Origin of the sequence: Ramlibacter sp., assembly GCF_035655895.1 — a bacterium.
Lineage (GTDB): Bacteria > Pseudomonadota > Gammaproteobacteria > Burkholderiales > Burkholderiaceae_C > Ramlibacter.
The window spans coordinates 79041-94014 of the sequence record NZ_DASRTN010000003.1 but is presented as its reverse complement, the minus strand read 5'-3'; the positions used below and the strand labels follow the sequence as shown (position 1 = coordinate 94014).

15 protein-coding genes are annotated in these 14974 nt (G+C 71.8%); 10 read left to right on the top strand and 5 right to left on the bottom strand.

What is annotated here, in order from left to right; all coding sequences use genetic code 11:
• Window positions 1-228: 228 nt before the first annotated feature.
• The gene (gene fba, locus VFE82_RS01340) at window positions 229-1293 is read left to right on the top strand and encodes a class II fructose-bisphosphate aldolase (RefSeq protein ID WP_324998431.1); all 1065 of its coding nucleotides are present in this window, start codon (window positions 229-231) and stop codon (window positions 1291-1293) included.
• A 96-nt stretch (window positions 1294-1389) separates the two neighbouring features.
• Window positions 1390-2298 (top strand): phosphoribosylaminoimidazolesuccinocarboxamide synthase, encoded by a 909-nt coding sequence (locus tag VFE82_RS01335; RefSeq protein ID WP_324998430.1) that lies wholly within the window; start codon window positions 1390-1392, stop codon window positions 2296-2298.
• A gap of 6 nt (window positions 2299-2304) precedes the next feature.
• Here VFE82_RS01335 and trxA read toward each other — a convergent pair whose 3' ends face one another.
• Entirely contained in the window at window positions 2305-3198 is an 894-nt protein-coding gene (trxA, locus tag VFE82_RS01330) for a thioredoxin (RefSeq protein ID WP_324998429.1), read from the bottom strand.
• A 45-nt stretch (window positions 3199-3243) separates the two neighbouring features.
• Here trxA and purE point away from each other — a divergent pair, with 45 nt between their 5' ends.
• The 4 genes from purE to VFE82_RS01310 all read left to right on the top strand — a co-directional run bounded on the left by purE (window position 3244) and on the right by VFE82_RS01310 (window position 6938).
• Window positions 3244-3738, top strand: a complete 495-nt coding sequence (purE, locus tag VFE82_RS01325; RefSeq protein ID WP_324998428.1) for a 5-(carboxyamino)imidazole ribonucleotide mutase — start codon at window positions 3244-3246, stop codon at window positions 3736-3738.
• A 46-nt stretch (window positions 3739-3784) separates the two neighbouring features.
• On the top strand, window positions 3785-4948 hold the full coding sequence (locus tag VFE82_RS01320; protein WP_324998427.1) for a 5-(carboxyamino)imidazole ribonucleotide synthase: 1164 nt from the start codon (window positions 3785-3787) through the stop codon (window positions 4946-4948).
• A 3-nt stretch (window positions 4949-4951) separates the two neighbouring features.
• Window positions 4952-5947, top strand: a complete 996-nt coding sequence (locus VFE82_RS01315) for an L-threonylcarbamoyladenylate synthase (RefSeq protein WP_324998426.1) — start codon at window positions 4952-4954, stop codon at window positions 5945-5947.
• 64 nt (window positions 5948-6011) lie between these two features.
• Window positions 6012-6938: an SGNH/GDSL hydrolase family protein gene (locus tag VFE82_RS01310; protein WP_324998425.1), complete on the top strand. Its 927-nt coding sequence runs from the start codon at window positions 6012-6014 to the stop codon at window positions 6936-6938.
• A 129-nt stretch (window positions 6939-7067) separates the two neighbouring features.
• Here the strand turns inward: VFE82_RS01310 and dacB are convergent, their stop codons facing one another.
• Window positions 7068-8447 (bottom strand): D-alanyl-D-alanine carboxypeptidase/D-alanyl-D-alanine endopeptidase, encoded by a 1380-nt coding sequence (gene dacB, locus VFE82_RS01305; RefSeq protein WP_324998424.1) that lies wholly within the window; start codon window positions 8445-8447, stop codon window positions 7068-7070.
• Window positions 8448-8496: 49 nt separating this feature from the next.
• Here dacB and tsaB point away from each other — a divergent pair, with 49 nt between their 5' ends.
• The 3 genes from tsaB to VFE82_RS01290 are packed head-to-tail and all read left to right on the top strand — an operon-like array spanning window position 8497 to window position 10521.
• Entirely contained in the window at window positions 8497-9210 is a 714-nt protein-coding gene (gene tsaB / locus VFE82_RS01300) for a tRNA (adenosine(37)-N6)-threonylcarbamoyltransferase complex dimerization subunit type 1 TsaB (protein ID WP_324998423.1), read from the top strand.
• Window positions 9207-9674, top strand: a complete 468-nt coding sequence (rimI, locus tag VFE82_RS01295; protein ID WP_324998422.1) for a ribosomal protein S18-alanine N-acetyltransferase — start codon at window positions 9207-9209, stop codon at window positions 9672-9674. The genes tsaB and rimI overlap by 4 nt, the downstream gene beginning before the upstream one ends.
• Before the next feature lie 34 nt (window positions 9675-9708).
• On the top strand, window positions 9709-10521 hold the full coding sequence (locus tag VFE82_RS01290; protein ID WP_324998420.1) for a uracil-DNA glycosylase: 813 nt from the start codon (window positions 9709-9711) through the stop codon (window positions 10519-10521).
• A 184-nt stretch (window positions 10522-10705) separates the two neighbouring features.
• Here the strand turns inward: VFE82_RS01290 and VFE82_RS01285 are convergent, their stop codons facing one another.
• The 3 genes from VFE82_RS01285 to purU form a co-directional block, all read right to left on the bottom strand.
• Window positions 10706-12199 (bottom strand): FAD-linked oxidase C-terminal domain-containing protein, encoded by a 1494-nt coding sequence (locus VFE82_RS01285; protein WP_324998419.1) that lies wholly within the window; start codon window positions 12197-12199, stop codon window positions 10706-10708.
• A gap of 197 nt (window positions 12200-12396) precedes the next feature.
• Window positions 12397-13266 (bottom strand): LysR substrate-binding domain-containing protein, encoded by an 870-nt coding sequence (locus VFE82_RS01280; RefSeq protein WP_324998418.1) that lies wholly within the window; start codon window positions 13264-13266, stop codon window positions 12397-12399.
• A 51-nt stretch (window positions 13267-13317) separates the two neighbouring features.
• Window positions 13318-14166, bottom strand: coding sequence for a formyltetrahydrofolate deformylase (gene purU, locus VFE82_RS01275; RefSeq protein WP_324998417.1), 849 nt, complete (start codon window positions 14164-14166; stop codon window positions 13318-13320).
• Between the two features lie 93 nt (window positions 14167-14259).
• Here purU and VFE82_RS01270 point away from each other — a divergent pair, with 93 nt between their 5' ends.
• Window positions 14260-14958 carry a DUF4197 domain-containing protein gene (locus VFE82_RS01270; protein WP_324998416.1) on the top strand — a complete coding sequence of 233 codons (699 nt, stop codon included), beginning with the start codon at window positions 14260-14262 and terminating at the stop codon, window positions 14956-14958.
• Window positions 14959-14974 lie beyond the last annotated feature (16 nt).

The window sequence follows — 14974 nt, the reverse complement described above, 5'->3', positions numbered from 1 at the left end:
GCGCGGCCGGCGCTGCCCCGCGGACTGCTGCCTGAGCGGTTGGGCGGTTGGGCGGCGCCGGCCGTCGGCGAGCTCGACCGGAGGCAGCACGTTTTGGCCGCACCCGAGAGAGCCATTGCGGCCGAGCCTGAGCCCCCGGCGGCAACCCCTGCCGCTAAAATTCCGCGCAGTTACCAAGCGGTTACCACGGCCGCGCGGCACCGGACATCTCAACTTCAGGACTGCACCATGCCCCTCGTTTCCATGCGCGAACTGCTGGACCATGCCGCCGAGAACGGCTACGGCATCCCGGCCTTCAACGTCAACAACCTGGAGCAGGTGCAGGCCGTGATGGACGCGGCCAAGGAGACCGGCGCGCCGGTCATCCTGCAAGCCAGCGCGGGTGCCCGGAAGTACGCCGGCGAGCCGTTCATCAAGCACCTGATCCTGGCCGCCCTCGAGGCCTATCCGGAGATCCCGCTGGTGATGCATCAGGACCACGGGCAGAACCCGGACGTCTGCGCCGGCGCCATCAAGCTGGGGTTCTCCTCCGTGATGATGGACGGCAGCCTGGAGGCCGACGGCAAGACCATCGCCAGCTACGACTACAACGTCGACGTCACCCGCAAGGTGGTCGACATGGCCCACAAGCTGGGCGTCACGGTCGAAGGCGAGCTGGGCTGCCTGGGATCGCTGGAGACGATGAAGGGCGACAAGGAAGACGGCCACGGCACCGACGCGACGATGACCCGCGAGCAGCTCCTGACCGATCCGGAGCAGGCCGCCGACTTCGTCAAGAAGACGCAGCTGGACGCGCTGGCCATCGCCATCGGCACCAGCCACGGCGCCTACAAGTTCACCCGCAAGCCCACCGGCGACATCCTGGCGATTGACCGCATCAAGGAGATCCACCGCCGCATCCCCAACACCCACCTGGTGATGCACGGCTCGTCGTCGGTGCCGCAGGAGCTGCTGGCCATCATCCGCCAGTACGGCGGCCAGATGAAGGAGACCTACGGCGTGCCGGTCGAGGAGATCCAGGAAGCCATCAAGCACGGGGTGCGCAAGATCAACATCGACACCGACATCCGCCTGGCGATGACCGGCGCGGTGCGCAAGTTCCTGGCCGAGAACCCGGAGAAGTTCGACGCGCGCGAATGGCTCAAGCCGGCCCGCGAGGCGGCCAAGCAGATCTGCAAGCAGCGCTACATCGAGTTCGGCTGCGAAGGCCAGGCGCCCAAGATCAAGGGGCACAGCCTGCAGGTCGTGGCCGCCAAGTACGCCAAGGGCGAGCTGGCCCAGACGGTCAACTGACCGCCCGCACCCACGCGTGATAATCGGGGCCCGCCAGGTCGGCGGGCCTTTTTCATTGTTCCCCGCCAACGCGCGGGCCTCTTCCGGCGGCTGCCCATGACGAACGCCCTGCACACCTCCTCGATCACCTCGCTGCCGCTGCTGGCGCGCGGCAAGGTCCGCGACAACTATGCGGTCGGCAACGACCGCATCCTGATGGTCGCCAGCGACCGGCTGTCGGCGTTCGACGTCATCATGGGCGAGCCCATCCCCGGCAAGGGCGAGCTGCTCACGCAGATGGCGCTGTACTGGTTCGGCAAGCTCGCGCACCTGTGCCCCAACCATCTCACCGGCGAGTTGCCCGAGAGCGTGGTCACCTCGGCCGAGGTGCAGCAGGTGGTGGGCCGCTCGATGCTGGTCAAGCGCCTCAAGCCGATCCCGGTCGAGGCGGTCGTGCGCGGCTACCTGGCCGGCAGCGGCTGGAAGGAGTACCAGGAGTCGCAGGCGGTCTGCGGCGTGGCGCTGCCGCCCGGGCTGAAGAACGCGAGCAAGCTGCCGAGTCCGATCTACACGCCCGCGGCCAAGGCGGCCGTGGGCGAGCACGACGAGAACATCAGCTTCGAGCGGACGGTGGAGATGATCGGCCCGGTGCTCGCCGCGCAGATCCGCGACGTGAGCATCGCGCTGTACGACGCGGCTGCCAAGATCGCGCTGGCCAAGGGCATGATCATCGCCGACACGAAGTTCGAGTTCGGCCTCGACGGGCAGGGCGAGCTGGTGCTGATGGACGAGGTGCTCACGCCCGATTCGTCGCGCTACTGGCCGGTCGAGGGGTACGACGAGGCGTTCCGCCAGGGCACCAACCCGCCCAGCTACGACAAGCAGTTCGTGCGCGACTGGCTAGAGCAGGTGCGCATCAACGGCAAGCCCTGGGACAAGACGCCGCCGGCGCCGCGGCTGCCGCAGGACGTGATCGAGCGCACCGCGGCCAAGTACCGCGAGGCGCTGGAGCGCCTGACCGCCTGACCCGGCCTAGGACAGCACGACGCTCGACAGGCGCCGCCGGTACGTTGCCACGACCGGGTCGTCGGGCGGGATCTGGCCTTCTGCCACCTTCGGCTTGGCCGGCTCGATGACGTCGAGGATGGCGATGTAGGTCTTGCGCGCGGCATCCTCGTTCCACGACTTGTCGCGCATCAGGATCTCGAGCAGTTCGTCCATCGCATCGGTCCAGCGCCGCTGGCCCGCCAGCACCTGCGCCTTGGCGAAGCGGGCCTCGAAGTCGCGCTTGTTGGCAGTCACGCGCGCCTCGAACCCGGCCACCGCCTTGGCGGCGTCGCCCTGCTGCGCCGCGAAGTCGGTCGCGTCCAGCACGCGCTGCAGCGACTCGAGCCGGCGGATGCCGGGCGCCTTGCCGATCACGGGCGCGAAGGCCACCTTGGCATCATCGGAGCGCCCGGCCATCAGCAGCGCCTTGACGTACTCGAAGCGGGCGTCGTCGTCCGACGGATTGGTGGCGACCGCGTGCTGCAGCTTCTCCAGCTGCCCTTGAGCATCGGCCGGCGCTTCCTCTTCCAGCAGCTCCTCGGGCGCCTCGTCCGCGGGCGGCACGTGCTTGTCGAGGAACTCGCGCAGCTTGCCCTCGGGCACGGCGCCCATGAAGCCGTCCACCGGCTGGCCGTTCATCAGCAGGATGCAGGTGGGGATGCTGCGGATGCCGAAGGCGGCAGCCAGCTGCTGCTCCTGGTCGGAATCGATCTTCACCAGCTTGAAGCGCCCGGCGTACTCGGCCTCGAGCTTCTCGAGCAGCGGGCCGATCACCTTGCACGGGCCGCACCACGGGGCCCAGAAGTCCACCAGCACCGGCTGGGTCATGGAAGCGGCAATGACTTCGGTTTCGAAGTTCTCGAGGGTGACGTCGATCATGGGGCGGGACTCGTAACCTTAAAATTCGACCTTTAGGAGCAGCGCATGCCCCCGGTACAGGTCGGCGTGGTGATGGGATCCAGCAGCGACTGGGACACCCTGCAGCACGCAGTGCAGATTCTCCAGGAATTCGGCGTCGCCCATGAGGCGCGGGTCGTCTCGGCACATCGGATGCCCGACGACATGTTCGCCTATGCCCAGGCGGCGGCGGGCCGCGGCCTGAAGGCGATCATCGCCGGCGCCGGCGGCGCTGCCCACCTGCCGGGAATGCTGGCCGCCAAGACCCCGGTGCCGGTCCTGGGGGTGCCGGTCGCCAGCCGCCACCTGCAGGGCGTCGATTCCCTGCACAGCATCGTGCAGATGCCCAAGGGCGTTCCGGTCGCCACCTTTGCCATCGGCCAGGCCGGGGCCGCCAACGCTGCCCTGTTCGCGGTGGCCATGCTCGCCAACGAGGACGCGGCGCTGCGGGCACGGCTGGACGCGTTCCGGGCCCGCCAGACCGAGGCGGCCCGCGCCATGACCCTGCCGCCTGTCGCATGAGCTTCGCCCGACCGATCCACCAGGCAAGCGCCGCCGGGGTGTCGCAGTGAGCGCGCCGATCCTCCTGCAACCCGGCAGCACGCTGGGCGTGATGGGCGGCGGCCAGCTGGGCCGCATGTTCGTGCACGCGGCCCAGCAGCTGGGCTACTTCACCGCCGTGCTCGACCCCGACGCCGACAGCCCGGCCGGGCGGGTCAGCCACCACCACGTGCCCACCGCCTACCTCGATGCCGGCGGCCTGGCCCGGCTGGCCGAGGTCGCGGCGGCCGTGACCACCGAATTCGAGAACGTGCCGGCGCAGGCCCTGACGGCGCTGGCCGCCTCGCGCCCCGTCGCGCCCGCGGCCGAAGCGGTCGCGATCGCCCAGGACCGGGCGCGCGAGAAGGCCCACTTCGGCCGCTGCGGGGTGCCCTGCGCGCCGCACGCCGTGATCGAGACGCCCCAGCAACTGCAGGCGGTGCCCGACGCGCTGCTGCCCGGCATCCTGAAGACCGCCCGCCTCGGCTACGACGGCAAGGGCCAGGCGCGGGTCGGCACGCGGGCCGAACTGGAGCGCGCCTGGGACGGCCTGCAGCGCGTGCCCTGCGTGCTCGAGAAGCTGCTGCCGCTGGCCTCCGAGTGCTCGGTGGTCGTCGCACGCGGCCGCGACGGCGCGATGGTGCACCTGCCGGTGCAGCGCAACCTGCACCGCGACGGCATCCTGGCGGTCACCGAAGTGGTCGACGGCGTGCTGCCGGAGCCGCTGGCGCGCCGCGCCGTGCAGGCCACGCGCTCGGTCGCCGAGGGCCTGGACTACGTCGGCGTGCTGTGCGTCGAGTTCTTCCTGCTGCAGGACGGCAGTCTGGTGGTCAACGAGATGGCGCCGCGCCCGCACAACAGCGGGCACTGGAGCATCGACGGCGCCGACGTGTCGCAGTTCGAGCTGCAGGTGCGCACGCTGGCCGGCCTGCCCCTGGTGCAGCCGCGCCAGCACAGCCCCGCGATCATGCTGAACCTGCTGGGCGACCTGTGGTTCGTGCAGGGCCGCGAGGCCACCCCGCCATGGGACCAGGTGCTGGCCCTGCCGGGGACGCACCTGCACCTGTACGGCAAGCCGCAGGCGCGCCCGGGCCGCAAGATGGGCCATCTCACGCTCACCGGCGCCACGTCGGCGGCGGTGCGCGCCACCGCCCTGCAGGCCTGCGCGATCCTGGGCATCGCACCCTTCTGAGCCATGGTGCGCGACGCCAACGACCCGTCGGCCATCGCCGAGGCCGTGCGCACGCTGCAGGCCGGCGGCCTGGTGGCCTTTCCGACCGAGACGGTCTACGGGCTCGGCGCGGACGCCGCCAGCGACGTCGCCGTGGCCGGCATCTTCCGCGCCAAGGGCCGCCCCAGCGACCATCCGCTGATCGTGCATGTGCCCGACGCGGCGGCCGTGGACCGCTTCGCGGGCGAGTTGCCCGCTTTCGCCCGGCGGCTGGTCGACGCGTTCTGGCCGGGGCCGCTCACGCTGGTCCTGCCGCGCCGCGAAGGCGTTGCGGCGGCCGCCGCCGGCGGCCAGGCGTCGATCGGCCTGCGCTCGCCCGCCCATCCGGCGGCCCAGGCCCTGCTGCAGGCCTGCGCCGCCGCGACGCCGCCGGTGCATGGCCTGGCCGGCCCCAGCGCCAACCTGTTCGGGCGCGTCAGCCCCACCACCGCGCAGCATGTGCACGGCGAGTTCGGCGACGCCCTTCTGGTGCTCGACGGCGGCGCGTGCGAGGTCGGCATCGAATCGACCATCGTCGACTGCACGCGTGGCCGGCCGGTGCTGTTGCGACCCGGCGTGATCACCCCGCAGCAGCTGGAGGCCGCCTGCGGCCAGCCGCTGGCGCTGCCGCGGGACGTGGCCACCGCCGCCCCGCGGGCCTCGGGCACGCTGGAGGCCCACTACGCCCCGAAGGCGCGGGTGCGCCTGATGGATGCGGCCGGCCTGCAGACTGCGCTCGACGTGCTGGGGCGCGACGCCGCCAACATCGCCACCTGGTCGCGCGCGATCCTGCAGACGCCGTCGGCCACCGTGCTGCGGCGCCGGATGCCCGACGACGCGCGCGAGGCGGCCCGCCAGCTGTTCGCCGTGCTGCGCGACTTCGACGCCCAGGGCGTGCGGCTGATCTGGGTGGAGACGCCGCCGGCCGGGCCCGAGTGGGACGGCGTGCGTGACCGGCTGCAGCGGGCCGCGGCGGGCTGACCTGCGCCGGCGCCGCCCCCCGACGCGCTCGTTACACTACCCACCGCCTTTTTCGGAGATCCCCATGCGCTTCCAACGGTTGCGCCGCGCCCTGCTCGCGGCCGCCTGCGTCTCGTCCTTCCTCCTCGCCTCCTGCGGCGGCGGCGGCGATGTCGTGTCCCGGTTCCAGCCCTCCCGCCTCGTCGTCTTCGGCGACGCGTTCAGCGACCTCGGGCAGCGCGGCGTGCGCTACACGGTCAACGACGGCGCCCTGAACAACTGGACCGAACAGCTGGCGGCGCGCTATGGCCTGGGCGTGGCGGCGTCGGCCAACGGCGGCACCTCATATGCGATCGGCAGCGCGCGGACGGCGGCCCGGCCCGATGCGCAGGGCAATGCCGCGACGCCGACCATCGCCGAGCAGGTCGACGGCTTCCTGGCGGCGCAGCCGCCGCAGGCCAATGACCTGATCGTGGTCAGCGGCGGCATCGCCGACGTGATCGCGGCGGCCAACGCGGGCAGCGCCGCGCAGGCGGAGCAAGCCGGGCGCGATCTGGGCGCGCAGGTCCAGCGACTGGTCGGCGCCGGCGCCAAGCACGTGCTGGTGGTCGGCACGTACAACCTCGGGCGCTCGCCCTGGGCCCGCACCATCCTGGGCAACGAGCCGCTGGTGACCGACCTGAGCAGCCGCTTCAACAACGAGCTGCTCAAGTCGATCGTCAACCTCGGCTCCACGGTGCTGTACGTCGACGCCTCGTACTACTTCAACCTGGTGAGCGGCAATCCGTCGGTCTACGGGTTCAACGACGTCACCAACACCGCCTGCAACTCGGTCGATCCGGGCGTGGGCATCGGCGTGGGCGCCGGCCGCGTGAGCTCGACCCTCTGCACGCCGTCCACGCTGCAGACCGACCCGAACGCCACCTTGTTCGCCGACCCGGTGTATTTCACCCGCAGTGCGCACGTGCAGTTCGGCGACTACGCGCACGACCGGCTGGTCTCGCGGTTCTGAGCCGCTTCGAACGACAAGGGCCCCGACCGGGGCCCTTGTCGTTTGCCGGCGGTGCTCAGCCGTCGCGCAACCTCCTCCCGGGCATGGCCAGGGCGCCGATCCTGCCGACCCCTGCCGCGCGGGGCGGCGTCAGCGCGGCCGGCCGGCCCAGGCGAGCAGGGCCTCGACGGCCGGCCGCAGCCCGCCCGCATTCGGGTGGTTGGCGATGGCCACGACGATGAAGCGTCGGCCGCCGGGGCCGTGGACGTAGCCGGCCACCCCCTGCACGTCGCGCAGGCTGCCGCTCTTGAGGTGTGCGGCGACCGTCGCCCTGGTGGTGCGCAGGGTGCCGTCGGTCCCGACCACCGGCAGCGACGCCACCAGCTCGGGCATGACCGGCGACGCCCAGGCGTACTGCAGCAGCTTCCCGAGCTGGGCGGCGGTGATGCGCTCGCTGCGCGACAGGCCCGAGCCGTTGTCGAACACCGGCAGCTCGGCGCCGAAGCGCTCGCGCCACCAGGTCTGCATCACCGCGCGCGAGCCGTCACGCGTGCCCAATCCCTTCTGCTGCAGGCTGAGCGTGAGGAACAGCTGCTGCGCCATGACGTTGTTGCTGTATTTGTTCACCTCGCGCACGACCTCGGCCAGCGGCGGCGAAGGCTGCTCGAACAGCGGCGCGAGCCCGGCCGGCACGCGCCCCTCGCGGACCTGGCCCCCCAGCCGGCCGCCCACTTCCTGCCACATGCCGCCGATCGCGCGGGCGGCATAGCCGCGCGGATCGGCATAGGCCAGCGGCCAGGCGCGTTCGCCGCAGCTCGCGGGGTAGGCGCCCGAGAAGCGCGGCCGGGTCGGATCGGTGACGTCCAGCTTCAGGGCGGCGCGCCAGTCGCCGCAGTCGCCCGCGGCCAGCGGCACCGTTGCCGGCCACTGCACGCCGGCCAGCGGCGGCTCGACCACCAGGCGCGCCATGCCGCCTGGCTGGGGCGACAGGCCGAGCACCAGCGAGCGGTAGTTCAGCAGCAGCGCGTCGGGTGCGGCGTTGTAGGGACGCAGCGGCTCGCCGTCGAAAGCGGCCGGATCGCTGGCCGCATCCTCGAAGGCGCTGCGGTCCAGGACGATGTCCCCGGCGACCCGGTCGATGCCCAGGGCCCGCACCCGGCGCAGCAGCAGCCAGAGCCGCTCCACCACCAGCTTGGGATCGCCCTGCCCGCGCAGGTACAGATTGCCCTGCAGCACGCCATCGACGACGGGGCCGTCGGCGGACACCGGCGTGGTCCAGGTGAAGGCAGGGCCCAGGATCTCGAGCGCGGCCAGCGTGGTCGCGAGCTTGGCGATGGACGCGGGGTTGACCGGGACATCGGCGCGGTGGCTCAGTCGGGGCGGCACGGTGGGGTCGACATCGGCCACGAGCAGCGACACCGCGTCGCGCGGCAGCCGGGCCCGCGCGAGGGCGGAATCGACTTCGGGGGGCAGTGGCTGGGCGAACGCGCCCGCCGCGACGAGAGCAACCAAGAACAGCAGGAACCGCATCCGTGGATTATCCGGGCTGGATAATGCGAGCCCGCCGTCCCCGCCTGCCTTGAACCTCCTCGCCTTCGACACCAGCACCGACGCCCTGAGCATTGCGCTCGGGGCGCCGCTTGGAAGTGCCGCGCCGCTGGAGCACCATGGCGCCGGCGGGGCCCACTCCTCGGCCAGCCTGATCCCGGCCGTGCTGGCCCTTCTGGCGCAGCGCGGCCTGGCGGTGGCGGATCTCGACGCCGTCGTGTTCGGCTGCGGCCCTGGGTCGTTCACCGGCCTGCGCACCGCCTGTGCGGTGGCGCAGGGCCTGGCGTTCGGCGCCGGCCTGCCGGTGCTGCCGGTCGAGACCCTCATGGCCGTGGCCGAGCAGGCCCTCGAGCGCACCGGTGCCACCGAGGTGCTGGCACTGCTGGACGCGCGGATGGACGAGGTGTATGCCGCGCACTACGTGTTCGGCGCCGACGGCCGCTGGCAGCGCCAGGGACCGGTGGTGCTGCGCTCGCCCGAGCAACTGCAGCGGCCGCCCGGTGCTGCCGTCGCCGGCAACGTGCTGGGCCCCTACGCCGGGCGGCTGGACGCACTCGGCCCGATCGAGGCGGCGGTGCCGACGGCCGCGGCGCTGCTGCGGCTGGCGCCGGCGCTGCTGGCCGCCGGCCAGGGCCGACCGGCCGACGAGGCGCTGCCGCTGTACGTGCGCGACAAGGTCGCCCAGACCACCGAGGAGCGGGCCGCCACCCGGTCGGCGCTCGCACAGGCCAGAATGGCGCCATGAGTGCGGTGTTCGAGATCGAGCCAGCCGGCTTCGTGCCGATGACCGAGGACCGGCTGGACGAGGTGCTGCGCATCGAGCGCAGTGCCTACGACCATCCCTGGACCGAAGGCAATTTCGCCGACTCGCTGCGGGCCGGCTACCAGGCCCAGATGCTGTGCGACGAGCGCGGCCGGGTGCTCGGCTACTTCGTCGCGATGAAGGGCGTGGACGAGGTCCACCTGCTGAACATCACGGTGGCGCCGCAGGCCCAGCGGCAGGGGTGGGGCCGGCTGATGCTGGACGCGCTGGCCACCTGGTCGCGCGGGCAGGGCGCCCAGTGGCTCTGGCTGGAGGTGCGCGTCAGCAACGCCCGCGCGCAGGCGGTCTACGCGCGCAACGGCTTCCGGCGCGTCGGCGAACGCAAGCAGTACTACCCCGCCGTCCGCGGTCGCGAAGATGCGATCGTGATGAGCCTGAAGCTGTGACCGCCCGCCCCCCGCACGACCGGCAGGAGTCCGCATGACGCTCGCGCTCGACGAACGCCGCCTGGCGATGCTGCGCGAGATGGGGCTGCGGCTGCTGCCCCCCGCGTCGCCCACGACGGCGGCGTCGCTGGCCGCTACGCCCGAAACCGAGGTTGGGGCCGGGGCCCTCCTGCCGGCCCTCGGGGCCGAGAAGCAGCATGAGGCCCCTGCCCGGCACGACCCGGAGCCGCTGCGCGCGCCGCAGTCGCCAGCGGCGCCGCTGGTGGCACGCGTGGTCGACGACCGCGCCGGCCTGGGCTGGGACGAGCTGCGCACGGCGGTGGCCGCCTGCACCGCGTGCGGCCTGTCGGGCACGCGGCGGCAGACGGTGTTCGGCGCCGGCCCGGCCCGGGCCGACTGGATGGTGATCGGCGATCCGCCGGACGAACACGAGGACGCGCAGGGCGAGCCCTTCGCCGGTCCCCCAGGCCAGTTGCTGGACAGCATGCTGCGGGCGATCGGCCTGGACCGGCAGCGCAACGTGTCGATCGCCAACGTGCTCAAGTGCCGTGCGCCCGCCGGGCGCAACCCCGAACCGCAGGAGGCTGCCCAGTGCGAGTCGTTCCTGCGGCGGCAGGTCGAGCTGGTGCAGCCCAGGATCATCCTGGTGATGGGCCGCTTCGCCGTGCAGACGCTGCTGCGCACGCAGGAGCCGATCGGCCGCCTGCGCGGGCGCCCGCACGAGTACCAGGGCGTTCCCGTGGTGGTCACCTACCACCCCGCCTACCTGCTGCGCAACCTCGCCGACAAGGGCAAGGCCTGGGCCGACCTGTGCCTGGCGATGGACCTGATGGACGGCCGCGGCTGAAGCGCCGGCGCAGCGGCAGCCGGCGAGGGCGCGCCGGTGCAGGGTGCGGTGCCGGTCTTCTCCGGCCGCGCGCTGCAGGAGCGGGCCAGGCCGCAGGACGACGAGGGGCCGCCCGCGCCAGGACCATGCGCCCTCACCGGCGGCGCCCGCCAGCCTCCCGCGCACCGCGCCTGGGACCGGCGGGTCAGAACCGGGGCAGGTCGGGATGGGCCAGGCGGCCGCCGCGCACCAGCATCTTTCCGTACTCGGCGCAGCGGTTCAGGGTCGGGATCACCTTGCCCGGGTTGAGCAGACCCGCCGGGTCGAACGCGCGCTTGACGCCCAGCATCTGCTCGCGCTCCTCGGGGCTGAACTGGACGCACATCGAGTTGAGCTTCTCGACCCCGACGCCGTGTTCGCCGGTCACCGTGCCACCCATGGCGACGCTGGTCTCCAGGATGTCCGCGCCGAACAGCTCGCAGCGGTGCAACTGATCGGCGTCATTGGCGTCGAACAGGATCAGCGGATGCAGGTTGCCGTCACCGGCATGGAACACGTTGGCACAGCGCAGGCCGTACTTCTGCTCCATCGCCTGGATCGCCAGCAGGATGTCGGCCAGGCGCTTGCGCGGGATGGTCGAGTCCATGCACATGTAGTCGGGGCTGATGCGGCCGGAGGCCGGGAACGCGTTCTTGCGGCCGCTCCAGAAGCGCAGGCGCTCGGCCTCGTCGCGGCTGACCGCGATCGCCGTGGCACCGGCGACACGCAGCACCTCGCTCATCCGGCCGATCTCCTCCTCGACTTCCTCGGGCGTGCCGTCGCTTTCGCACAGCAGGATGGCCTCGGCCTCCAGGTCGTAGCCGGCGTGCACGAAGTCCTCGACCGCGGCGGTCATCGGCTTGTCCATCATCTCCAGCCCCGCCGGGATGATGCCCGCGGCGATCACCGCGGCCACCGCGTCGCCCGCCTTGCGGATGTCGTCGAAGCTGGCCATGATGCAGCGCGCCAGCTGCGGCTTGGGCACCAGCTTGACCGTCACCTCGGTGGTGACCGCCAGCATGCCTTCGCTGCCGACCACCACGCTCAGCAGGTCGTAGCCGGACGCGTCCAGCGCCTCGCTACCGAACTCGACCGGCTCGCCTGCCGCCGTGAAGCCCCGCACGCGCAGCACGTTGTGGATGGTGAGCCCGTACTTCAGGCAGTGCACCCCGCCGGAGTTCTCGGCCACGTTCCCACCGATCGTGCAGGCGATCTGGCTGGACGGATCGGGCGCGTAGTACAGCCCATGCGAGGCGGCGGCTTCGCTGATCGCCAGGTTGCGCACGCCGCACTGCACGCGCGCGGTGCGGCTGACCGGATCGACCGCCAGGATGCGGTTGAACTTGGCCAGCGAGAGCGTCACGCCCAGCCGGTGGGGCATGGCGCCACCCGACAGGCCGGTGCCGGCGCCGCGCGCCACCACCGGCACGCCCAGCCCGTGGCAGGCCCGCAGCACGCCCTGCACCTGCGCCTCGGTCTCGGGCAGCGCCACCGCCAGCGGGCGCTCGCGGTAGGCCGTCAGGCCGTCGCATTCGTAGGGACGGGTCTCCTCCGCATGCCACAGCAGCGCATGGGCCGGCAGCACCGCACGCAGGGCGGGCAGCAGGCGCTCCAGGGCGGCGGCTTCGGCGGCGACGGGCGGGGCAAGCGGGGCGTTCATGCGGGCACGGTAAACCAAGTCGAAGCAGGCCGGGCTGAAGATTATTCAATCCGCGGCCACGTGCGGCTCACACGCGGCCGGCGGGCGAGTCACCTGCGCGGCGGACCGTCGGCGGCGTGGCGCTCGCTGCCGCCCGCGGCGGCCACCCGACGGTGGTCACGTGAGGCGTCGGCCATGTCCGCGGGCCGGGCGGACGTTCAGGCCAGGCTGTTCTTCAGCCAGTCGGCGAAGGCGGCGCACTCCCAGCGGTCCATGGTGCCGGTGCGCCAGCACAGGTAGTGCGCATGCGGGCTGGGCACGTTGCGCGGCGACAGTCGCGCCAGCGAGCCGTTCTCCAGCCATGGTTGGCCGAGCTTGAGGCGCACCAGCGCGATGCCCAGGCCCTGCGCCGCCGCATCGCACATCAGGCCAATGTCGTTGAAGGAGGAGCCCTCGGCCGGTTCCACCGCATCCAGGCCGTGCGCCAGGAACCAGGTGCGCCACGGCTCCAGCGGACTCTTGATCAGCTTGGCGGCCTGCAGTTCCCCGATCGTGTCGAACGGGCCGTGCTCGCGCAGGAACGCGGGCGCAGCCAGCGGGGTCACCTCGTCGGTCATCAGGCACAGGTGCTCGACATCGGCATAGCGCCCGGTGCCGAACCGGATCATCAGGTCGGCGTCCTCGGCGACCACGTCCAGCAGCGGGATCGACACCTGCAGCGTGAGGTCGATCTCCGGATAGGCCTCGATGAAGCTGCGCAGCCGCGGCATCAGGATCGAGCGCGAGAACGTCGGCGTGACGGCCACCCGCAGCTTGCGCTTGCCCTGCCCCGAACCCAGGCCGGGGAAGCGTTCCAGGCTGGCCAGGCCTTCGCGCACGTGGGCCAGGTATTCGCTGCCTTCGGTGGTGAGCGAGAAGTCGGCGCGGCCGAACAGCTTGCTGCCGATGATCTGTTCGAGTTGCCGGACGCGGTGGCTGACCGCGCTCGGGGTCACGCACAGTTCGTCGGCGGCCTGCGTGACCGAGCGCAGGCGCGCCAGCGCCTCGAAGGTGAGCAGGCACTGGATCGGCGGGATGCGGGCGGTCATGCGGCCTCGGGCGGCAGGCGGTGGACCTGGCTCAGTGCCCGCGGCAGCCGGTCACTTGAAGATCACGGTCTTGTGGCCGTTGAGCAGCACGCGGTGCTCGGTGTGCCACTTCACCGCCCGCGACAGCACCAGGCCTTCGGTGTCGCGGCCGATCGCGGTGAGGTCTTCCACGGTCTTGCTGTGGTCGACCCGCGCGACGTCCTGCTCGATGATCGGGCCCTCGTCGAGGTCGGCGGTGACGTAGTGCGCGGTGGCGCCGATCAGTTTCACGCCGCGGTCGTGCGCCTGGTAGTACGGCTTGGCGCCCTTAAAGCTGGGCAGGAAGCTGTGGTGGATGTTGATCGCCCGGCCCGAGAGCTTGCGGCACAGCTCGTCCGACAGGATCTGCATGTAGCGCGCCAGCACCACCAGCTCGGCCTTCTCCGACTCGATGATCTCGTACTGCCGGGCCTCGGCCTGTGCCTTGGTCGCCGCCGTCACCGGAATGTGGTGGAACGGCACGTTGTAGCTGGCAGCCAGCTGGTAGAAGTCGCGGTGGTTGGAGATGATCGCGGCGATGTCCACCGGCAGCAGCCCGGTCTTCCAGCGGAACAGCAGGTCGTTCAGGCAGTGGCCGTCCTTGCTCACCATGATCACCGTGCGCATCGGCTGCTGGGTCGCGTGCAGCTTCCAGTCCATCTGGAACGGGGCGGCGAATGCCTGCAGCTGGGCCTGGAGGTCCTCGTGCGTCAGCTGGTCGCAGCCGAACTGCACGCGCATGAAGAACAGCCCGGTGGCCGTGTCGTTGTATTGCGCGGCCTCCTCGATGTTGCCGCCGCGCTCGAGCAGGAAGCCGGAGACGGCGTGCACGATGCCGGGGCGGTCGGGGCAGGACAGGGTGAGGATGTAGGCGTGCTTCATGGCACCGGCGATTGTCGCAGGCCGCGGCTGGGTTGCCCGCCGCGGCGCCTGCGGGCATCATGGTGACTGCTCATCCGCACCGCCCTGCCGTCCATGCACCGCCGCACGCTCTCGCTCGCCCTCGCCGCCTCGCCGCTCGTCCTGCTGGCCGCCTCGGCCCGCGCCCAGAGCCTGGCCGGCCTGTCGGACCTCGACGCCTCGCGCGGCCTCAAGGCCGCTCTGGAGACCGGCGCGGTGAACGCGGTGCGCCTGCTCGGCGTGCAGGACGGCTTCCTGGCCAACCCGCAGGTGCACATCCCGCTGCCCTCCGCGCTGCAGGACGCCTCGCGGCTGCTCAAGGCCATGGGCCAGAAGAAGCAGGTGGACGACCTGGAGATCGCCCTGAACCGGGCGGCCGAGAACGCGGTGCCGCTGGCCAGGAACCTGCTGGTCAACGCCGTCAAGGCCATGACCGTCACCGACGCCAAGAACATCCTGCGGGGCGGCGAGACCTCGGTGACGGAGTTCTTCGCCGGCAAGACCCGCGCGCCGCTGGGCGAATCGTTCCTGCCGGTGGTGCGGCAGGCCACCTCCAGGATCGGCCTGGCCGTGAAGTACGACCGCATCGCCGGCAAGGCCGCCGGTCTCGGTCTGCTCAAGCTGGAGGATGCCAGCATTGACCACTACGTCACGCGCAAGGCGCTCGACGGGCTGTACCTGGTGATCGGCGACGAGGAGAAGAAGATCCGCCGCGACCCGGTGGGCACCGGCAGCGCCCTGCTGCAGAAGGTGTTCGGCGCCCTCAAGCGCTGAGCGGCGCGAGCGCCTC

Bases quoted from the DNA above. Each gene is read 5' to 3' on its own strand.
- VFE82_RS01310 (WP_324998425.1), top strand. From the start codon at position 6,012: ATGCGCTTCCAACGGTTGCGCCGCGCCCTGCTCGCGGCCGCCTGCGTC.
- VFE82_RS01315 (WP_324998426.1), top strand. From the start codon at position 4,952: ATGGTGCGCGACGCCAACGACCCGTCGGCCATCGCCGAGGCCGTGCGC.
- VFE82_RS01280 (WP_324998418.1), bottom strand. From the start codon at position 13,266: ATGACCGCCCGCATCCCGCCGATCCAGTGCCTGCTCACCTTCGAGGCG.
- purE (WP_324998428.1), top strand. From the start codon at position 3,244: ATGCCCCCGGTACAGGTCGGCGTGGTGATGGGATCCAGCAGCGACTGG.
- purU (WP_324998417.1), bottom strand. From the start codon at position 14,166: ATGAAGCACGCCTACATCCTCACCCTGTCCTGCCCCGACCGCCCCGGC.
- dacB (WP_324998424.1), bottom strand. From the start codon at position 8,447: ATGCGGTTCCTGCTGTTCTTGGTTGCTCTCGTCGCGGCGGGCGCGTTC.
- fba (WP_324998431.1), top strand. From the start codon at position 229: ATGCCCCTCGTTTCCATGCGCGAACTGCTGGACCATGCCGCCGAGAAC.
- VFE82_RS01270 (WP_324998416.1), top strand. From the start codon at position 14,260: ATGCACCGCCGCACGCTCTCGCTCGCCCTCGCCGCCTCGCCGCTCGTC.
- VFE82_RS01290 (WP_324998420.1), top strand. From the start codon at position 9,709: ATGACGCTCGCGCTCGACGAACGCCGCCTGGCGATGCTGCGCGAGATG.
- VFE82_RS01285 (WP_324998419.1), bottom strand. From the start codon at position 12,199: ATGAACGCCCCGCTTGCCCCGCCCGTCGCCGCCGAAGCCGCCGCCCTG.
- VFE82_RS01335 (WP_324998430.1), top strand. From the start codon at position 1,390: ATGACGAACGCCCTGCACACCTCCTCGATCACCTCGCTGCCGCTGCTG.
- trxA (WP_324998429.1), bottom strand. From the start codon at position 3,198: ATGATCGACGTCACCCTCGAGAACTTCGAAACCGAAGTCATTGCCGCT.
- rimI (WP_324998422.1), top strand. From the start codon at position 9,207: ATGAGTGCGGTGTTCGAGATCGAGCCAGCCGGCTTCGTGCCGATGACC.